This is a genomic window from Streptomyces sp. WAC00040, from assembly GCF_056835925.1.
The window spans coordinates 762,374-776,495 of record NZ_JAKQZE010000002.1 but is presented as its reverse complement, the minus strand read 5'-3'; the positions used below and the strand labels follow the sequence as shown (position 1 = coordinate 776,495).

The following is a 14,122-nucleotide window of genomic DNA, read 5'->3' as shown; positions in this document are numbered from 1 at the left end:
GCTTCACCTCACCTGCCGGTACGGGCCGTTCGGGCCGGCCTGCCCGCCGCCGGCGCAGGGAGAAGGGGTCCGCGGACGGAGCCGCCCCGCGGCACTGCCGGCGCCGGAGTTCGGCGGATCCCGGCGCGGGCGTCGCCCCTCATGTCCCCGACGGCCGCGGCTGCTCCGGCGGGACCGAGCTCTCGGCCTCTTCCATCCACTGGTCCAGGTCGGCCTGGGTGAACTCCGTCCACGGTGGCATCTCGGGAAGCCGGCGGAGGAGGTCGTATGCCTCGGGGATCTGCGGGCCTCGGAGGACCGGGGTGTGGCAGCCGGCGATGACCTCGGCGTTCAGGTTCTGGAAGTCGGTGACGACCGACCCGAACTTCCGGGTGTCCGCCAGGGCTACCCACGGGGAGACCAGCCGTCCGCCGAAGAGCTGGCCGTCGCGGAATTCGTCCGGGGACAGCGCCGCTGATTCGGGCACGGGGGCCGGCACGTTCGTGGCGAAGGTGTCGACGGCCCACAGGACGTCGGTCCTCGGGTCGAAGAGGGCGCGGGTCGTGGGGTTGTCGTACAGGGGCGGTCGTTTGGCGACCAGGGTGCGGTCTCCCGCGTCGATGGTGTCGCCGTCGGTCATGAAGCGGCACCGGCTGAGCGGGGTCTCCCACTCCTCGGCCATGCGGCCGAGGGAGAACCATGTCGTCAGCAGGGTCGCGTTCGGGCATTGGGCGAGGACGGCCAGAAGGTTGCCGGCGTGGTCGCGGTCGTCGTGGGTCAGGAAGATCCACCGTACGTCCAGGGGATCCACCACCGACCAGGCTGCCTCCAGCCACTGGGAGCGCACCGCGGGCGCCCCGGTGTCCACAAGGACCGGTTCGGCTCCGCGGATCACCATCGAGTTCATCGGGAAGTGGCCGACCGGCGGGGCGTCGAGGGCCCACGGGATGACGAACGTCTCCTCGGCGATCTTGTACGGCTGCAGAAGGTTGAACGTTTGCATGGTGGTCATCGCTGCTCTCCCTCGGGTGGAGTCGATGCAGCGTCGATGAATCCAGTGCAGCCCCGTGCCGGGGCCGTCGTCAAGCGTCGAACCCGTGACGGCCGGCTCCGGTGAGCGACGGCGGGTGCGCGGCGACGGGGCTCACCCCGGCAGGCGTACGGCGCAGGCGGCCGTGTGGCCCGGTGGGACCGGGACGTCGGTGAGCGACCGGCCGGGCATCGCCGCCGGGGCGGGGCCGGCTCCCACATAGGTGACCGCGAGGTCCTGCCGGCCTTCAATCCCGCCCAGGCGAGGTGGACATGGGTCGCCCTCCGCGGCGGTGATCCCACCGGCCCGCATGACCACGAGGTGACTTGCGTAGCGGCAGGCCTTGTTGAGGCCGCGCAGCACCGCGACGACCGTGTGGCCCTTGCGTTCGTGCAGATCGGCGCAGAGGTCGAGGACCTCCACCTGGTGGGCGATGCCGAGATAGGTGGTCGGTTCGTCGAGCAGGAGGACGGACGTCTGCTGGGCCAGCACCATGGCGAGCCGGACGCGTTGCCGCTGTCCGCCGGAGAGGTCGTCGACGGGACGGCCGGCGAGTTCCAGCACGCCGGTCTGCCGCACCGCGGCGATCACGGCGTCCTCGTCATCGGCCGTCCACTGCTTCAGCAACCGCTGGTGCGGGTAGCGGCCCCGGGCCACGAGGTCCCCCACCGTGATACCGGCCGGCGCTGTCGAGGACTGCGGCAACAGGCCGAGTCTGCGGGCGACTTCGCGCGAGCGGTACGACGAGATGGCGGCCCCGTCGAGGTACAACTGTCCGGCTGTCGGCCGCAGCATCCTGGGCAGTGCCTCGAGCAGGGTGGGCTTGCCGCAGGCGTTCGGCCCGGTGATCACGGTGAACGAGCGGTCGGGTACGAGGCCCGGAGTGAGGTGGCCACGGTCCGCCGGTCGTAGGAGAGGGTGAGGTCCTCGGCCCGGAGTCGGGCGGCGTGGTGATCGTCGCCGCGGCCGACGCCCCCACCGGCCGCAACCACGGTCTGGGATCACCCGGGTACGGACTGAGGACGGCGACGAGATGGCCGCCACCGACTACTTCACCTCGATGGGCGGCTACCTCACGAGCCGTCCCTGACGGCGGGAGAGCCGCGCGACCACCGACGGGAAGCCCGTCGCGGCGGCTCGTCGCGGCACGTGCTCGTCCCGTGTGCGGAAACGAAGCTCGGAGGGTTCTGACACAGCCTCCCGCCCTGTTCGGGGCAGGCGGGGATGCCCCGCCCCCCTCGTGCGGCGTCGGTAATCCTGCGTGGTTGCACTGATGCACGGTGTGAAGGCCGGGAGCGTGTCCGCCGGGAGGTGTTACAAATGGGGTTGTGAGCCCGTCTTCTCTCTCGTGCCCGGCGTTCGGGTGCGTGCGAACCTAGGCAGAAGATTCGGAAGCGTCGCCGGACAGGTCTTCGTCCTTCAGGTGGCGATCGTGGTGCTGCTCTCGGCCGCTGCCCTGCTGTCCCTGGTGCTGCAGTCGCGGTACGACATCGACCGTGAAGCGCGCAGCCGGTCGGTTTCCGTGGCGCAGACCTTCGCGAAATCCCTGGGCCTGCAGGAAGCGCTGAGATCGCCGGACCCGTCGGCGATCCTGCAGCCCCTCGCCGAGGAGACGCGCAGGGCCGCGGGGGTGGACTTCATCGTGGTGATGGACACCCGCGGCATCCGCTACAGCCATCCTCAGCCGGACCGCATCGGCGAGCGGTTCGTCGGCACGATCGAGCCCTCGCTCGCCGGCCAGGTCCACACCGAGAGTGTGGAGGGGCCGCTCGGCAAGGAGATCCAGGCGATCGTGCCGGTCACCTCGCCCGAAGGTGATGTCATCGCCCTCGTCTCGGCAGGTCTGACGGTGGAGAGCGTGACCGGCATCGCCGACCGCCAACTTCCGGTCATCCTCCTGGCCATCACCGGCGGTCTGGCTCTGGCCACCGTTGGCACGGCGCTGATAAGCCGAAGGCTGCGTCGCCAGACCCACGGCCTCGGCACGCATGAGATGACCCGCATGTACGAGCACCACGACGCGGTGCTCCACGCCGTCCGCGAAGGGGTGCTGATCACCGACGACGAAGGACGGCTGCTCCTGGCGAACGACGAGGCCGGACGGCTGCTCGACCTGCCGGAGGACGCCGAAGGACGCCCCGTCGACAAGGTCGGCATGGATCACCGGATGGCGGAACTGCTGCTGTCCGGCCGGGTGGCCACCGACGAGGTGGTGGAGGCCGGGGACCGGCTGCTCGTGGTCAATCAGCGGCCCACCCGCCCCCGGGGCCGCCCGCAGGGCTCGGCGGTCACCATCCGCGACTCCACCGAGATGCGGCTCCTGAGCAGCCGTGCGGAGACGGCCCGCAGGCGGCTCAAGCTCCTGTACGACGCCGGGGGTGAGGTCGGCACCACGCTCGACGTGGTACGCACCGCGGAGGAACTGGCCGATGTCGCCGTTCCCCAGTTGGCGGACTTCGTCACCGTCGACCTGGCCGATCCGGTGCTGAAGGGCGACGAGCCCGGCCCGGGCGCCGACATGCGGCGCACAGCGGTCAGCGGCATCCGCTCCGATCACCCGCTGTACCCGCTCGGCAGTCTGATCGACTTCCTGCCCTCCACGCCGCAGGCCCGCGGATACGGCACGGGCGCAGCCGAACTCGTGCCCGATCTCAATGACGCGCCGGGCTGGCACGCCCAGGACCCAGCGCGGACGTCGGCGATCGTCGACTACGGGATCCACTCGCTCATCGCGGCTCCACTGAAGGCCAGGGGCGTCGTGCTCGGAGTGGTCAACTTCTGGCGGTCGCAGAAGCCGGAACCGTTCGACGAGGAGGATGTGTCCCTGGCCGAGGAACTCGTCGGCCGCGCCGCGGTCACCATGGACAACGCCCGCCGCTACACCCGCGAACACAATCTCGCCGTGACGCTCCAGCGCAGTCTGCTGCCGCAGGATCTGCCCGAGCAGAGTGCCGTGGACGTCGCGCACTACTACCAGCCCGCGCAATCCGGAGTGGGTGGGGACTGGTTCGACGTGATCCCACTGCCGGGCAGCCGCGTCGGGCTCGTCGTGGGGGACGTCGTCGGGCACGGCCTGCACGCCGCGGCCACCATGGGGCGGCTGCGTACGGCCGTACACAACTTCTCCTCCTTGGACCTGCCGCCCGACGAACTCCTCGCCCGCCTCGACACCCTCGTCCAGCGTATGGACCAGGAAGGCGACCGCGCCGCGCCGAACGGCGGCGTCCTGGGCGCAACCTGCCTGTACGCCGTCTACGACCCGATCTCGCAGAACTGCACCATGGCACGAGCAGGACACATGCCGCCGCTCGTGGTCGCCCCGGACGGCTCGACGACGATCTCGGAACTGCCGGCCGGTCCCCCGCTGGGGCTCGGAGGCATGCCGTTCGAGACCCTGGAACTGCGCCTGGCGGAAGGCAGTCAGCTCGTCCTGTACACCGATGGGCTGGTGGAGGAGCGGAGCCGGGACATCGCAGAGGGCCTGGAAAAGCTGCGCGCCGCGCTGAGCCACCCCGACCGGGACCCGCACGCCAGCCGCCGCGCCGTACTCGATGCCCTGCTCCCGAGCTGCCCGTCGGACGACATCGCACTCCTCATCGCCCGGACACGGACCCTGGGATCCGGCCGGGTCGCGCAGTGGGACGTTCCGTTCGACCCCAGCGAGGTCGGTGCCATACGCAGTCTCACGGCCAAGCAGCTCGAGGAGTGGGGCCTGGAGGAACTCGCCTTCACCACGGAACTGATCCTCAGTGAGCTCATCACCAATGCCATACGGTACGGCGCCGCGCCGGTTCGCGTCCGCCTGGTGCGCGATCGCACTCTGACCTGCGAGGTGTGGGACGCCAGCAGTACCGCCCCGCACCTGCGGTACGCCGCCACCATGGACGAGGGAGGCCGCGGACTGTTCCTGGTCGCGCAGCTCAGTGAGGTCTGGGGCACCAGGTACACACGGGAAGGCAAGGTCATCTGGGCAGAACAGGTCCTGCCCGCCGCCGGCGGTGCCCTCTCCTAGTGGGTAGTTCTTCCACTGGCTGCCGTCTGGACCCAATAACGATCAAGGGGCCGGTTCAGATTTCTCTGAAGCGGCCCCTGATCTGCGACTCTTTCGAGTCGGGACGACAGGATTTGAACCTGCGACCCCTTGACCCCCAGTCAAGTGCGCTACCAAGCTGCGCCACGTCCCGATGCCCGCCTGACCTGGGGTTTCCCCTGGCCGAACGCGCATGAGAACAATACCGCACTCAGGGCGCTGGTCACGAACCCGTATTCCACGTTCGGCGCGCTTGACCTCAAGTGAACTTGAGGTTGCACGGTGGGTGTCATGACGAACACGGCTCTCTCCTCCGTATCCGCCGCTGCGGACTTTGACGCGTCCGGCAGGCTGCCCGGCGCCTCCCGGCCCGGCTCCTCGCCCGGCTTCGGTGACCTCGGCCGACTGATGGCGCTGATGACCGGCGACGAGAAGCACGGTCCCGCCGCGACGTCCACGCTCGACGCGCTGTGGGTGCTGTACGACCGTGTACTGCGCGTGACCCCGTCGACCGCCGACGCTCCGGAGCGTGACCGCTTCCTGCTGTCCAAGGGGCACGGGCCGATGGCGTACTACGCCGTCCTCGCCGCCAAGGGGTTCTTCCCGACCCAGTGGCTGCCGGGCTTCGGCTCGTACGACTCCCCGCTCGGCCACCACCCCGACCGCGTGCTCGTACCCGGCGTCGAGATCGGCAGCGGATCCCTCGGTCACGGTCTGCCTCTGGCCGTGGGCACCGCCCTCGGACTGCGGGCACAGGGGCTGACCGACCCCCGGGTCTGGGTCCTGATCGGTGATGCCGAGCTGGACGAGGGCAGCAACCACGAGGCCATCGCCTACGCCGGTCCCGCCGGTCTCGGGCAACTGCACACGCTCGTGGTGGACAACGCGTCCGCAACCCACGGCTGGCCCGGCGGCATCGCCTCCCGGTTCGAGGCGGCCGGCTGGTCGGCGCAGACAGTCGACGGCAGGGACCACGAGGCGCTGTACGCCGCCTTCACGGCCCCGCACCCGGGACGGCCACGGGCGGTCGTCGCCCGCGTCGAGCCCAAGAACGCCTGAGCACACCGCCACCACCGAGAGGGGACTTCTCCACCATGGACACGATGCGTGACCGTTTCATCGCGACCACCTCCCGCCTGCTGGACGAGGAGCCGCGGACGGCTCTCGTGCTCGCGGAGATCAGCGCCGCCGGCTTCGAGCAGGTACAGCAGCGCCACCCGGACCGGGTGATCAACGTGGGCATCCGCGAGCAGTTGCTGATCGGTGCCGGCGGCGGCCTCGCCCTCACCGGGATGCGGCCGATCATGCACACGTTCGCGAGCTTTCTCGTCGAGCGGCCGTTCGAACAGGTCAAACTCGACTTCGGTCATCAGAACACCGGCGGGGTGCTCGTGAGCGCCGGCGCCTCGTACGACTGGCCGGCCGGGGGCTTCACGCATATGTCGCCGGGAGACGTCGCCCTGCTGGACACCCTCGACGGATGGACGGTTCATGTGCCGGGTCACCCGGACGAGGCAGAGGCGCTGCTCCGGCACGCGGTCACCGGCGACGGCCGGGTGTACGTGCGGCTGTCGCAGCAGAGCAACGCCGAGGCCCGGCCGGTCACCGGTGACCGGTTCCTCACCCTCCGCGAGGGCAGCGGCCTCACGGTGGTCGCGGTCGGCCCGATGCTGGACAACGTCCTCGCGGCCACCGAAGGGCTCGACGTGAGCGTCCTGTACGCGACGACCGTTCGCCCCTTCGACCAGGAGGCGGTCCGGGCGGTGGCGGGCGGCCGGGGCGACGTAGTGATCGTCGAGCCGTATCTCGAGGGCACCTCGACGACGGCCGCGAACGACGCCCTGGCGGACGTTCCGCACCGGCTTCTGGGCCTCGGCGTGGCGCGGCGCGAACTGCGCCGTTACGGCACGATCGACGAGCACCTCACCGCGCACGGCCTGGACCCGGCGTCCCTGCGGGCACGGATCTCGGCATTCGCCGGGCAGGGGGCACCGGTCGCTCAGCGCCGGAGCTGAGGAGCGGGCCCCATGACGATCACCGGCTGCTTCGCCGGGTCCAGGGCGCGCAGCAGCCCGCGCATGTGCTCCTCCTGGAACGAGATGCAGGCCTGGGTCGGGCCCTCGTGGTCCACGTGGATCCAGACGCCGCTGCCCTTCTCCGGACCGAGCGGCCGCTCCTTGTTCAGCGGACTGGTCCCCGGGACGCGGTTGTAGTCGATGGCGATCACGTAGTCGAAGGAGCCCTCGAGGGGCTCGCCGAGGAAGCCGGTCCCGGGGGCGACGAACTGCTCGTCCTGGTCGTACGGCAGCAGGGTGCCGGGGTCCGGGGAACGGCCGCCGGCGTCGCCGAGGCCGAAGACCCCGATCGGAGTGCGCAGGTCGCCCGCGTGGTGGTCGTTCGTCCAGCCGCGCAGGGCGTTGTGCGCGGGCCACGGCCCGGCGACGGGCCGCCAGGAACCCCGGGCGTCGCGCTCGTAGAGCACGCCCTGGGAAGTACTCGTGTCGGCCGTCGGGCCGGACACGACCAGCGCCTGACGGGTACCGCCGGGGATCCTCGAGCGGAAGTCGGGGCCGAGGCCGGGGATCTGACGGACCGGCAGTGCCTTCGGTTCGGGGGCGACTCGAGTCGCGCGGCCCTTCGCGCCGGCGGCGGGTGCGGGCGCTGTGTCGGCGCAGCCGGTGAGGAGCAGCGCTGCGCAGACCGTGGCGGCCAGCGCGCTCCCGGCGCTCTTGATGGCGGGCATGGGCGGGATCCTCCCGGCGTCGTGGAACGGCGGGCCATCCGTACCCCGTCACCGTCGGGACGCGGTTGCCCTGGGCGGCCGCTCACCCGACCGGGGCACCGGACGCGCCGCCATCCGGCCCGACCGCCGGGCTCCCCGTCAGGGCCCCGGCGGCGCCAGCTCCGGATGTGCGTCGAGCAGTTTGCGCGGTGCCGCCTGGCGCCATGAGTCGACCAGGATCGCGTACAGCTCCTCCTCTTCGTCCAGCGCTTCGAGCCGCACCCGCAGCCAGGCGTAGTGGTCGTCGTGGCCCTCGCGCAGGAAGAACTTGGCGGGCTCTGCGGCGATCAGCTCGGCGCGTTCCTCCTTCGGGCACTTCACGCCCATGACCCGGTCGTCGTCGGCCAGTGAGGCGAAGATCCGGCCGCGGGGCTCCAGCCGGAAGGTGGGCATGCCCCAGGCGAGCTTCTCGATCGCTCCCGGGAGCGCGAGCGCGATCCTGCGTACGTCGTCGGCTGTGGCCACGGCAACCACCGTAAGCGCCGCCACCGACAGTGGCCCAACTGCCGCGCCGCACCGCACACTTCCGCCCCATTGACCCCTCGCGACGGCTGAACCCACGCCGTCCGGCATACTCGGACACCGCTCCGGGCGGGGACGTACAGCGGCTCCCCCGCGGATCCGTCGAACACCGGATGCACCGATTCGGCACCTCGGCGCGCCGGACCGCTGACCACCACCGGACCCACCTGCCGGCGAAACCGTTGCCGTCGTCATGCGGCGGGTCCGCACATCCCGCGACGCCATGGATCACGCCGTACCGAGGCCCGTGGGCGTCGCCTCAGATTCCGCCGTCCTCCCGACGGTGGATCTGCTGGACCAGGTCCGTCGCGAGTGACTTGATGGTCTCCAGACCTTCCCGGCCCCATCGCCTCGGCTCGGTGTCCACCACGCAGACGGTGCCCAGCGCGATGCCCGTACGGTCGATCAGCGGCGCGCCCAGGTACGAGCGGATGCCGATCTCGTCGACGACCGGATTCCCCGCGAAGCGCGGGTAGTCGCAGACGTCCTCCAGCACGAGCGCCTTGCGGCGCACGACCACATGCGGGCAGTACCCGTGGTCGCGCGCCATGAACCGGCCCACCTCCGCGCGGCCCTGCTCGCCGCCGCCGTGAGTGCCGGACGGGGCGTGCAGCCCCGCGAAGAACTGCCGGTTCTCGTCGATGAAGTTGACCATGGAGTACGGAGCTCCGGTCACCCCGGCGAGCTTGCGGGCGAAGTCGTCGAACGCCGCGTCCGGGTGTTCCCCGAGCCCGAGCCGGCGCAGCCGCCGGACCCGTGCGGGTGCCTCGGGGTCCACCGGGGTGAGCAGCAGACGGCCGGTGGGGCTGTACGTCATGTCGGTGCTCCATGGCTCGGTGCCGGGCCCGGCACGACGACGGTTGTGGTGAGCAGGTGCTGGACGAGGGTCACCAGCGTCCCGATGCCCGAACTGGCGATGCGCGCATCGCACAGCACGACCGGTACCTCCGGCTTCAGGTCGATCGCGGTCCGCACCTCCTGCGGGTCGTAGCGGTAGGCACCGTCGAACTCGTTGACGGCCACGACGAATCCGATACCGCGCCGCTCGAAGAAGTCGACGGCGGAGAACGAATCCTCGAGCCTGCGGGTGTCGGCGAGCACGACGGCGCCGAGGGCGCCCTCCGACAGTTCGTCCCACATGAACCAGAAGCGCTCTTGTCCCGGCGTTCCGAAGAGGTAGAGCACATGGTGCTCGTCCAGCGTCATCCGGCCGAAGTCCATGGCGACCGTCGTGGTCGTCTTCGACTCGACGCCCTCCAGACTGTCGGTCGCCGCGCCCACCTGGGTGAGCAGTTCCTCCGTGCTGAGCGGTTCGATCTCGCTGACCGCTCCGACGAAGGTCGTCTTGCCCACCCCGAACCCGCCCGCGACGAGGATCTTGAGCGCGGTGGGGAACTGGTCACCGCTCCCGGCGACGCGGGTGTCAGAGCCGTCGTCGTAGGCCATCGAGCACCGCCTCCAGCAGTGAACGGTCCGTGGGTATGTCATGGCTGCGCGGCGCCCGGGCCGTGACGGCGCCGCAGTCCACCAGGTCGGACAGCAGCACCTTGGTCACGACGGCCGGCAACCGTAAGTGCGCGGAGATCTCGGCGACCGACGTCGGACCGTGGCACAGGCCGAGCGCCGTGGTGTGCTCGGGACCGAGATGCGCCTGCGGCGCGGTGCCCGTGGCCATCACCATGGAGAGCAGGTCCAGCGCGGCCGTCGGACGGGTACGTCCGCCGCTCACCGTGTACGGGCGGATCAGCCGGCCCGCCGCGTCGTCGAGGAGCGGCCCGTCCATGGGCGAGGGCATGATCACTGCCTCACGGCGCCCGGTGCTCCGGCGGGCTGTCTGACGGGCGTCACCAGATAGGGCCGCACGCTCTTGACCAGCATCGCCATCTCGTAGCCGAGCACGGCGGCGTCGGCCTCCCGGCCCGCGAGGACGGCGAGAGCGGTCCCGGAGCCGGCGGTGGAGACGAACAGCAGCGTGGAATCGAGCTCGACCACGACCTGGCGTACTTCGCCACCGTCGCCGAAACGCGCTCCGGCGCTGCGGCCCAGCGAGTACAGGCCTGAGGCGAGGGCCGCCATGTGGTCGGCGCTGTCGTGGTCCAGACCGTGCACCGATTTCACGAGGCCGTCGGAGGAGAGCAGCACCGCGTTGCGGGTGTACGGCACACGCTGGACCAGACCGCTCAACAACCAGTCGAGGTCCGGGACATGGCCGGTCGGCACATCGCTCGCCATGGTGCATCTACTCCTTGATGGTGGGTTCGTCGCGCTGGGGGTCCGGCTGTCCGGACAGCCGTGCCGCCCGTTCCGGCTCGTTCTCCGCGAGGCCGATGCCCCGCTGGAAGGCTGCCATCAGACCCGGGTCGTGCAGGGCCTCTTCGTCGTCCCTGCGTGGCGCGGGGGCGTCCCTCAGCTGCGGGACGAGGTGCTCCTGAATGCGGCGCCTGGGCAGCTGGGGGCGGCCCATCGTGCCGCGGACCACCGGTCGGTCCGGCGGCTCCGCCACGTCGGGGCCCGGTCCGGCGGGGGGCCCGGGCGGGACCTGGTGGTGGCCGTCGCCGAAGTGACCGGCGCCCGGCATGCGCCGTTCGCCGCGCTCCCCGCGCACGGGCAGGGGCGCGTCCGCCCCGACGGCCGTGGCCGGCTCCCGTTGCGCCGGCACCGGCCTGGCCTGTCCGGAGAGCACCGACTGCGGCAGCGACGGCGACGTGGCCGCGACGCGGGGCCCGTTCAGGTGCGGGGCGGGCGGGGGCGTTGTCGCCGTCCCGTGGTCGGCCGCGCCGTCGTGGTCGGTCCCGAGGAGGTTCTGCGGCAGTACGAGCACGGCCTGGACGCCGCCGTAGATGTTCGTCTGGAGCCGCACGGCGATGCCATGCCTGCGGGCCAGCGCGGACACGACGAACAGGCCGATCCTGCCGTCCTGGAGCAGATTGGCGACGTTGACCTGGTCGGGGTCGGCGAGCAGGGCGTTCATCTTGTCCTGCTCCTGGGGCGGCATGCCGAGCCCGCGGTCCTCGACCTCCACGGCGAGCCCGGCCGTGACGTGCTGGGCGCGCAGCAGGACCTGGGTGTGCGGGGCGGAGAACAGCGTGGCGTTCTCGACCAGTTCGGCCAGGAGATGGATCACGTCGGCGACGGCATGGCCGCGCAGCGTGCCGGCGATGGGCGGCACCAGTTTGACCCTCGGGTACTGCTCCACCTCGGCGATGGCGGACCTCAGCACTTCCGTCAAGGTGACCGGGTGGGACCACTGCCGCCGGGCGATGGCGCCGCCGAGGACGGCGAGGTTCTCCGCGTGCCGGCGGATGCGGGTGGCCAGGTGGTCGACGTGGAAGAGGCCCTTGAGCAGCTCCGGGTCCTCGACCTCGTTCTCCAGCTCGTCGAGCAGCTGGATCTCACGGTGCACCAGGGACTGCAGCCTACGGGCCAGGTTGACGAAGACCTCGACCTTCTGTTCGTTGCCCACGCTGCTGGAGAGCCGGGACGCCTGCACCACGGCCGCCAGCGCGGCGTCGTGCGAGCGGAGCAGATCGTGGGCGAGCAGGTCGAACTCGTCCCCTCCCGTAGGTCCTTGCTCGGGGGTACGGCGGGGCGGCGGTCCCTCGCCGCGCCTGAGTCCGTCGACGACGGTGCGCAGTTCCTCCTGGGCCCGGGCGGTGTTGCGGCGCAGCTCGGAACACCGGGCGAGCACGGACGAGGCGACCCGGTCGGCGCCACGCGCGGCGACCGCCACGGCGGCCACGGCGAGCGCGGCCATGGCGCTCAGCGCGACCCACAGACCGGCGGACGGTCCAGGAGCGGCGGCGCGCAGCGTCATGACCACGGCGGTCGCACCACTGAGGGCGGCGACCAGGGCCGGCAGGACGGCGGTGCGCAGTAGTTGGGGTCGTATGCGGGCTTCCGGCGCGGACGCGGTCCTGCCGGAAGGCGTTCTGCCGGAGGACGTCCGGCCCGCGGATGACAGTGAGCGGGCGCCTGGCCTGCCGTGCCGCCCGCCCTCTCGACGGTCGGACCGCGCGGCTGGTGCGCGTAGTTGAGACATCAGCGTCCTCGGTACGTGGGGCCCCAGGGATCGGCGTACTGCGATTGATCGACATGACTCCACGGCGGAACCCGGGCACGCGGATGAGAGCCCACCGTTGATCACTGGCAACACACGGTAGTCGCCGGTGGTGAGGGTGGACCGAGCTGTTGTGAAAGTTGCCCGCTATGGGTCGCGCTCTGGTATGAGGGCTCGCACGAAAGACCGAAGGTGAGCGCGAGGGCCGCTGCGCCTGAAAAGCCGACGGGCTGGATTCGCAGAGCGAAATCCAGCCCGTCCGGCGCTCGCGGGCACCGCGCGGAGCGCGGTACGGGTCCGGGGCCTGCCCCGGTTACGGGAAGGGGCGGGGTGGGGAACAAACCCGCCGGCAGACGCTGTGCCGCCCCACGCCCGTCAAGCCGTCGGCGCCGTCTCCGGTGAGCCCGACTCCGGCGCCGCGTCTCGCGCCGGCTTCGCTGCCGTCGCCTCCGCGGTCGCCGTGACCGCCGACCAGCCTTCCGCCGGCACGGTGGCCACACCGCGCCACCACGGCACGGACGGCACGGTCTCGGCCGTGGGTTCGAACGGCTCCCCCGGGCGCGGCAGCGCGATGCGCGCTCCCGCCTTCGCCGCGGCAGCGACGGTGCCCTCGCCGGGCTCCGCCCACGGGTGCGGCGCCAGGTTGAACGTGCCCCAGTGGATCGGCAGCATCACACCGGCCGGTGTCCCGCCCTGCAGGTCGAGGTGGGCCCGCATGCCCTCCGCCGGGGTCATGTGGATGTCGGGCCAGTACTCGGAGTACGCGCCGATCTGGATCATCGTCGCGTCGAACGGCCCGTGCTCGGCGCCGATGTCCCGGAAGCCGGTGAAGTACCCGGTGTCGCCGCTGTGGTAGATCCGGTGTTCGGGGCCGGCGACGGCCCAGGACGCCCAGAGGGTGTGCTGCTGGTTGCGCAGGCCGCGGCCGCAGAAGTGGCGTGCCGGGGTCGCGGTCAGCCGGATGCCGCCGATCTCCGTGGTCTCGTTCCAGTCGAGCTCGCGCAGACGGTCGGGGGACACGCCCCAGCGTTCGAGGTGGGCGCCGACGCCGAGCGGAACGGCGAAAAGGGTGTCGGTGGAAGCCAGGGCGCGGACCGTGGGCAGGTCGAGGTGGTCGTAGTGGTCGTGGGAGATCACGACGACGTCGACGCTGCCGAGGGCGGCGAGCGGCGCGGGCACCGGGTGCAGGCGCTTGGGCCCGGCGAAGGTGAAGGGGGAGCACCTCTCTCCCCAGACCGGGTCGAAGAGAATCCGGCGGCCGTCGATCTCGGTGAGGACGCTGGAATGCCCCATCCAGGTGAGCCGGAGTCCCGAGGCGGCGGGCCTGGTGAGATCTGTGGCGGTGGTCGTGTGCAGCGGCACGGGGCGGGCCGGTACGCGGTGTGTCCTCGCCTCCTTGGCGAAGTACGTCCTGGCGAACTCCACCATGGAGCCGCTGGACGGCCTTGTGCGCGTCCCTGCGGGATTCTGGAAGACGCCGTCGGCGAAGTTCGGCGAGCTCCGGATGCGCGCCAGGCGCTCGCCGGCCGGGTCGGCCCCGAAGGCGGCAGGCCTCAGTGAGCGCAGCCGGGACCTCAGCGAGTGGGGGGAACCAGCGCCGGACACGGCACCTCCTGATGCTCGGGGTCATTCCATTATGTGGGCTTAAAGGCGGGAAGCAGTGGACTGTGAGGCCGCCCTGACCCGGTCGGCGACCAGCCAATCCGTCATGACCGGCCAACG

The 14,122-nt window shown here is 71.3% G+C and carries 12 protein-coding genes, 1 tRNA gene and 2 pseudogenes; 4 read left to right on the top strand and 11 right to left on the bottom strand.

What is annotated here, in order from left to right; all coding sequences use genetic code 11:
* Positions 1-139: 139 nt before the first annotated feature.
* Both MDN94_RS22905 and MDN94_RS22900 read right to left on the bottom strand, forming a co-directional pair.
* A complete protein-coding gene (locus tag MDN94_RS22905) occupies positions 140-991 on the bottom strand; it encodes an MBL fold metallo-hydrolase (protein WP_482727748.1) in 852 nt (283 codons plus the stop codon).
* 291 nt (positions 992-1,282) lie between these two features.
* Positions 1,283-2,001, bottom strand: a pseudogene (locus MDN94_RS22900) (ABC transporter ATP-binding protein); the annotation flags it as partial.
* On the opposite strand from MDN94_RS22900, the pseudogene MDN94_RS22895 reads away from it, so the two are divergent.
* Together MDN94_RS22895 and MDN94_RS22890 are read left to right on the top strand one after the other, a co-directional pair.
* Positions 1,945-2,099 (top strand): annotated as a pseudogene (locus MDN94_RS22895) (methionyl-tRNA formyltransferase); the annotation flags it as partial. The pseudogenes MDN94_RS22900 and MDN94_RS22895 sit on opposite strands and share 57 nt — an antisense overlap.
* 333 nt (positions 2,100-2,432) lie before the next feature.
* The gene (locus tag MDN94_RS22890; protein ID WP_482727747.1) at positions 2,433-5,021 is read left to right on the top strand and encodes a SpoIIE family protein phosphatase; all 2,589 of its coding nucleotides are present in this window, start codon (positions 2,433-2,435) and stop codon (positions 5,019-5,021) included.
* 98 nt (positions 5,022-5,119) lie between these two features.
* Here MDN94_RS22890 and MDN94_RS22885 read toward each other — a convergent pair.
* Positions 5,120-5,193: transfer RNA gene (locus MDN94_RS22885), tRNA-Pro, on the bottom strand.
* Between the two features lie 137 nt (positions 5,194-5,330).
* On the opposite strand from MDN94_RS22885, the gene MDN94_RS22880 reads away from it, so the two are divergent.
* Positions 5,331-6,098 carry a transketolase gene (locus MDN94_RS22880; protein ID WP_482727746.1) on the top strand — a complete coding sequence of 256 codons (768 nt, stop codon included), beginning with the start codon at positions 5,331-5,333 and terminating at the stop codon, positions 6,096-6,098.
* A 35-nt stretch (positions 6,099-6,133) separates the two neighbouring features.
* On the top strand, positions 6,134-7,054 hold the full coding sequence (locus tag MDN94_RS22875) for a transketolase family protein (RefSeq protein WP_482727745.1): 921 nt from the start codon (positions 6,134-6,136) through the stop codon (positions 7,052-7,054).
* Here MDN94_RS22875 and MDN94_RS22870 read toward each other — a convergent pair.
* From MDN94_RS22870 to MDN94_RS22835, 8 genes are all read right to left on the bottom strand, one after another.
* On the bottom strand, positions 7,039-7,782 hold the full coding sequence (locus MDN94_RS22870) for a hypothetical protein (protein WP_482727744.1): 744 nt from the start codon (positions 7,780-7,782) through the stop codon (positions 7,039-7,041). The two genes, MDN94_RS22875 and MDN94_RS22870, sit on opposite strands and share 16 nt — an antisense overlap.
* Positions 7,783-7,920: 138 nt before the next feature.
* Complete coding sequence (locus MDN94_RS22865) at positions 7,921-8,286, bottom strand: MmcQ/YjbR family DNA-binding protein (RefSeq protein WP_482727743.1); 366 nt, start codon at positions 8,284-8,286, stop codon at positions 7,921-7,923.
* 316 nt (positions 8,287-8,602) lie between these two features.
* Positions 8,603-9,160 carry a GAF domain-containing protein gene (locus MDN94_RS22860; protein ID WP_482727742.1) on the bottom strand — a complete coding sequence of 186 codons (558 nt, stop codon included), beginning with the start codon at positions 9,158-9,160 and terminating at the stop codon, positions 8,603-8,605.
* Positions 9,157-9,789 (bottom strand): GTP-binding protein, encoded by a 633-nt coding sequence (locus MDN94_RS22855; RefSeq protein WP_482727741.1) that lies wholly within the window; start codon positions 9,787-9,789, stop codon positions 9,157-9,159. Before MDN94_RS22855 ends, MDN94_RS22860 begins: the two co-directional genes overlap by 4 nt.
* Positions 9,767-10,138 (bottom strand): DUF742 domain-containing protein, encoded by a 372-nt coding sequence (locus MDN94_RS22850; protein WP_482727740.1) that lies wholly within the window; start codon positions 10,136-10,138, stop codon positions 9,767-9,769. Before MDN94_RS22850 ends, MDN94_RS22855 begins: the two co-directional genes overlap by 23 nt.
* 2 nt (positions 10,139-10,140) lie before the next feature.
* A complete protein-coding gene (locus tag MDN94_RS22845; RefSeq protein WP_482727739.1) occupies positions 10,141-10,575 on the bottom strand; it encodes a roadblock/LC7 domain-containing protein in 435 nt (144 codons plus the stop codon).
* Positions 10,576-10,582: 7 nt separating this feature from the next.
* The gene (locus MDN94_RS22840) at positions 10,583-12,382 is read right to left on the bottom strand and encodes a sensor histidine kinase (RefSeq protein ID WP_482727738.1); all 1,800 of its coding nucleotides are present in this window, start codon (positions 12,380-12,382) and stop codon (positions 10,583-10,585) included.
* A 393-nt stretch (positions 12,383-12,775) separates the two neighbouring features.
* Positions 12,776-14,005, bottom strand: a complete 1,230-nt coding sequence (locus tag MDN94_RS22835; RefSeq protein WP_482727737.1) for an MBL fold metallo-hydrolase — start codon at positions 14,003-14,005, stop codon at positions 12,776-12,778.
* Between the last annotated feature and the right edge of the window lie 117 nt (positions 14,006-14,122).

What these genes read in the sequence shown, in the direction of transcription:
- MDN94_RS22855 (WP_482727741.1), bottom strand. Translation starts at nt 9,789, where the DNA reads ATGGCCTACGACGACGGCTCTGACACCCGCGTCGCCGGGAGCGGTGAC.
- MDN94_RS22850 (WP_482727740.1), bottom strand. Translation starts at nt 10,138, where the DNA reads ATGCCCTCGCCCATGGACGGGCCGCTCCTCGACGACGCGGCGGGCCGG.
- MDN94_RS22845 (WP_482727739.1), bottom strand. Translation starts at nt 10,575, where the DNA reads ATGGCGAGCGATGTGCCGACCGGCCATGTCCCGGACCTCGACTGGTTG.
- MDN94_RS22860 (WP_482727742.1), bottom strand. Translation starts at nt 9,160, where the DNA reads ATGACGTACAGCCCCACCGGCCGTCTGCTGCTCACCCCGGTGGACCCC.
- MDN94_RS22905 (WP_482727748.1), bottom strand. Translation starts at nt 991, where the DNA reads ATGACCACCATGCAAACGTTCAACCTTCTGCAGCCGTACAAGATCGCC.
- MDN94_RS22840 (WP_482727738.1), bottom strand. Translation starts at nt 12,382, where the DNA reads ATGTCTCAACTACGCGCACCAGCCGCGCGGTCCGACCGTCGAGAGGGC.
- MDN94_RS22870 (WP_482727744.1), bottom strand. Translation starts at nt 7,782, where the DNA reads ATGCCCGCCATCAAGAGCGCCGGGAGCGCGCTGGCCGCCACGGTCTGC.
- MDN94_RS22880 (WP_482727746.1), top strand. Translation starts at nt 5,331, where the DNA reads ATGACGAACACGGCTCTCTCCTCCGTATCCGCCGCTGCGGACTTTGAC.
- MDN94_RS22875 (WP_482727745.1), top strand. Translation starts at nt 6,134, where the DNA reads ATGGACACGATGCGTGACCGTTTCATCGCGACCACCTCCCGCCTGCTG.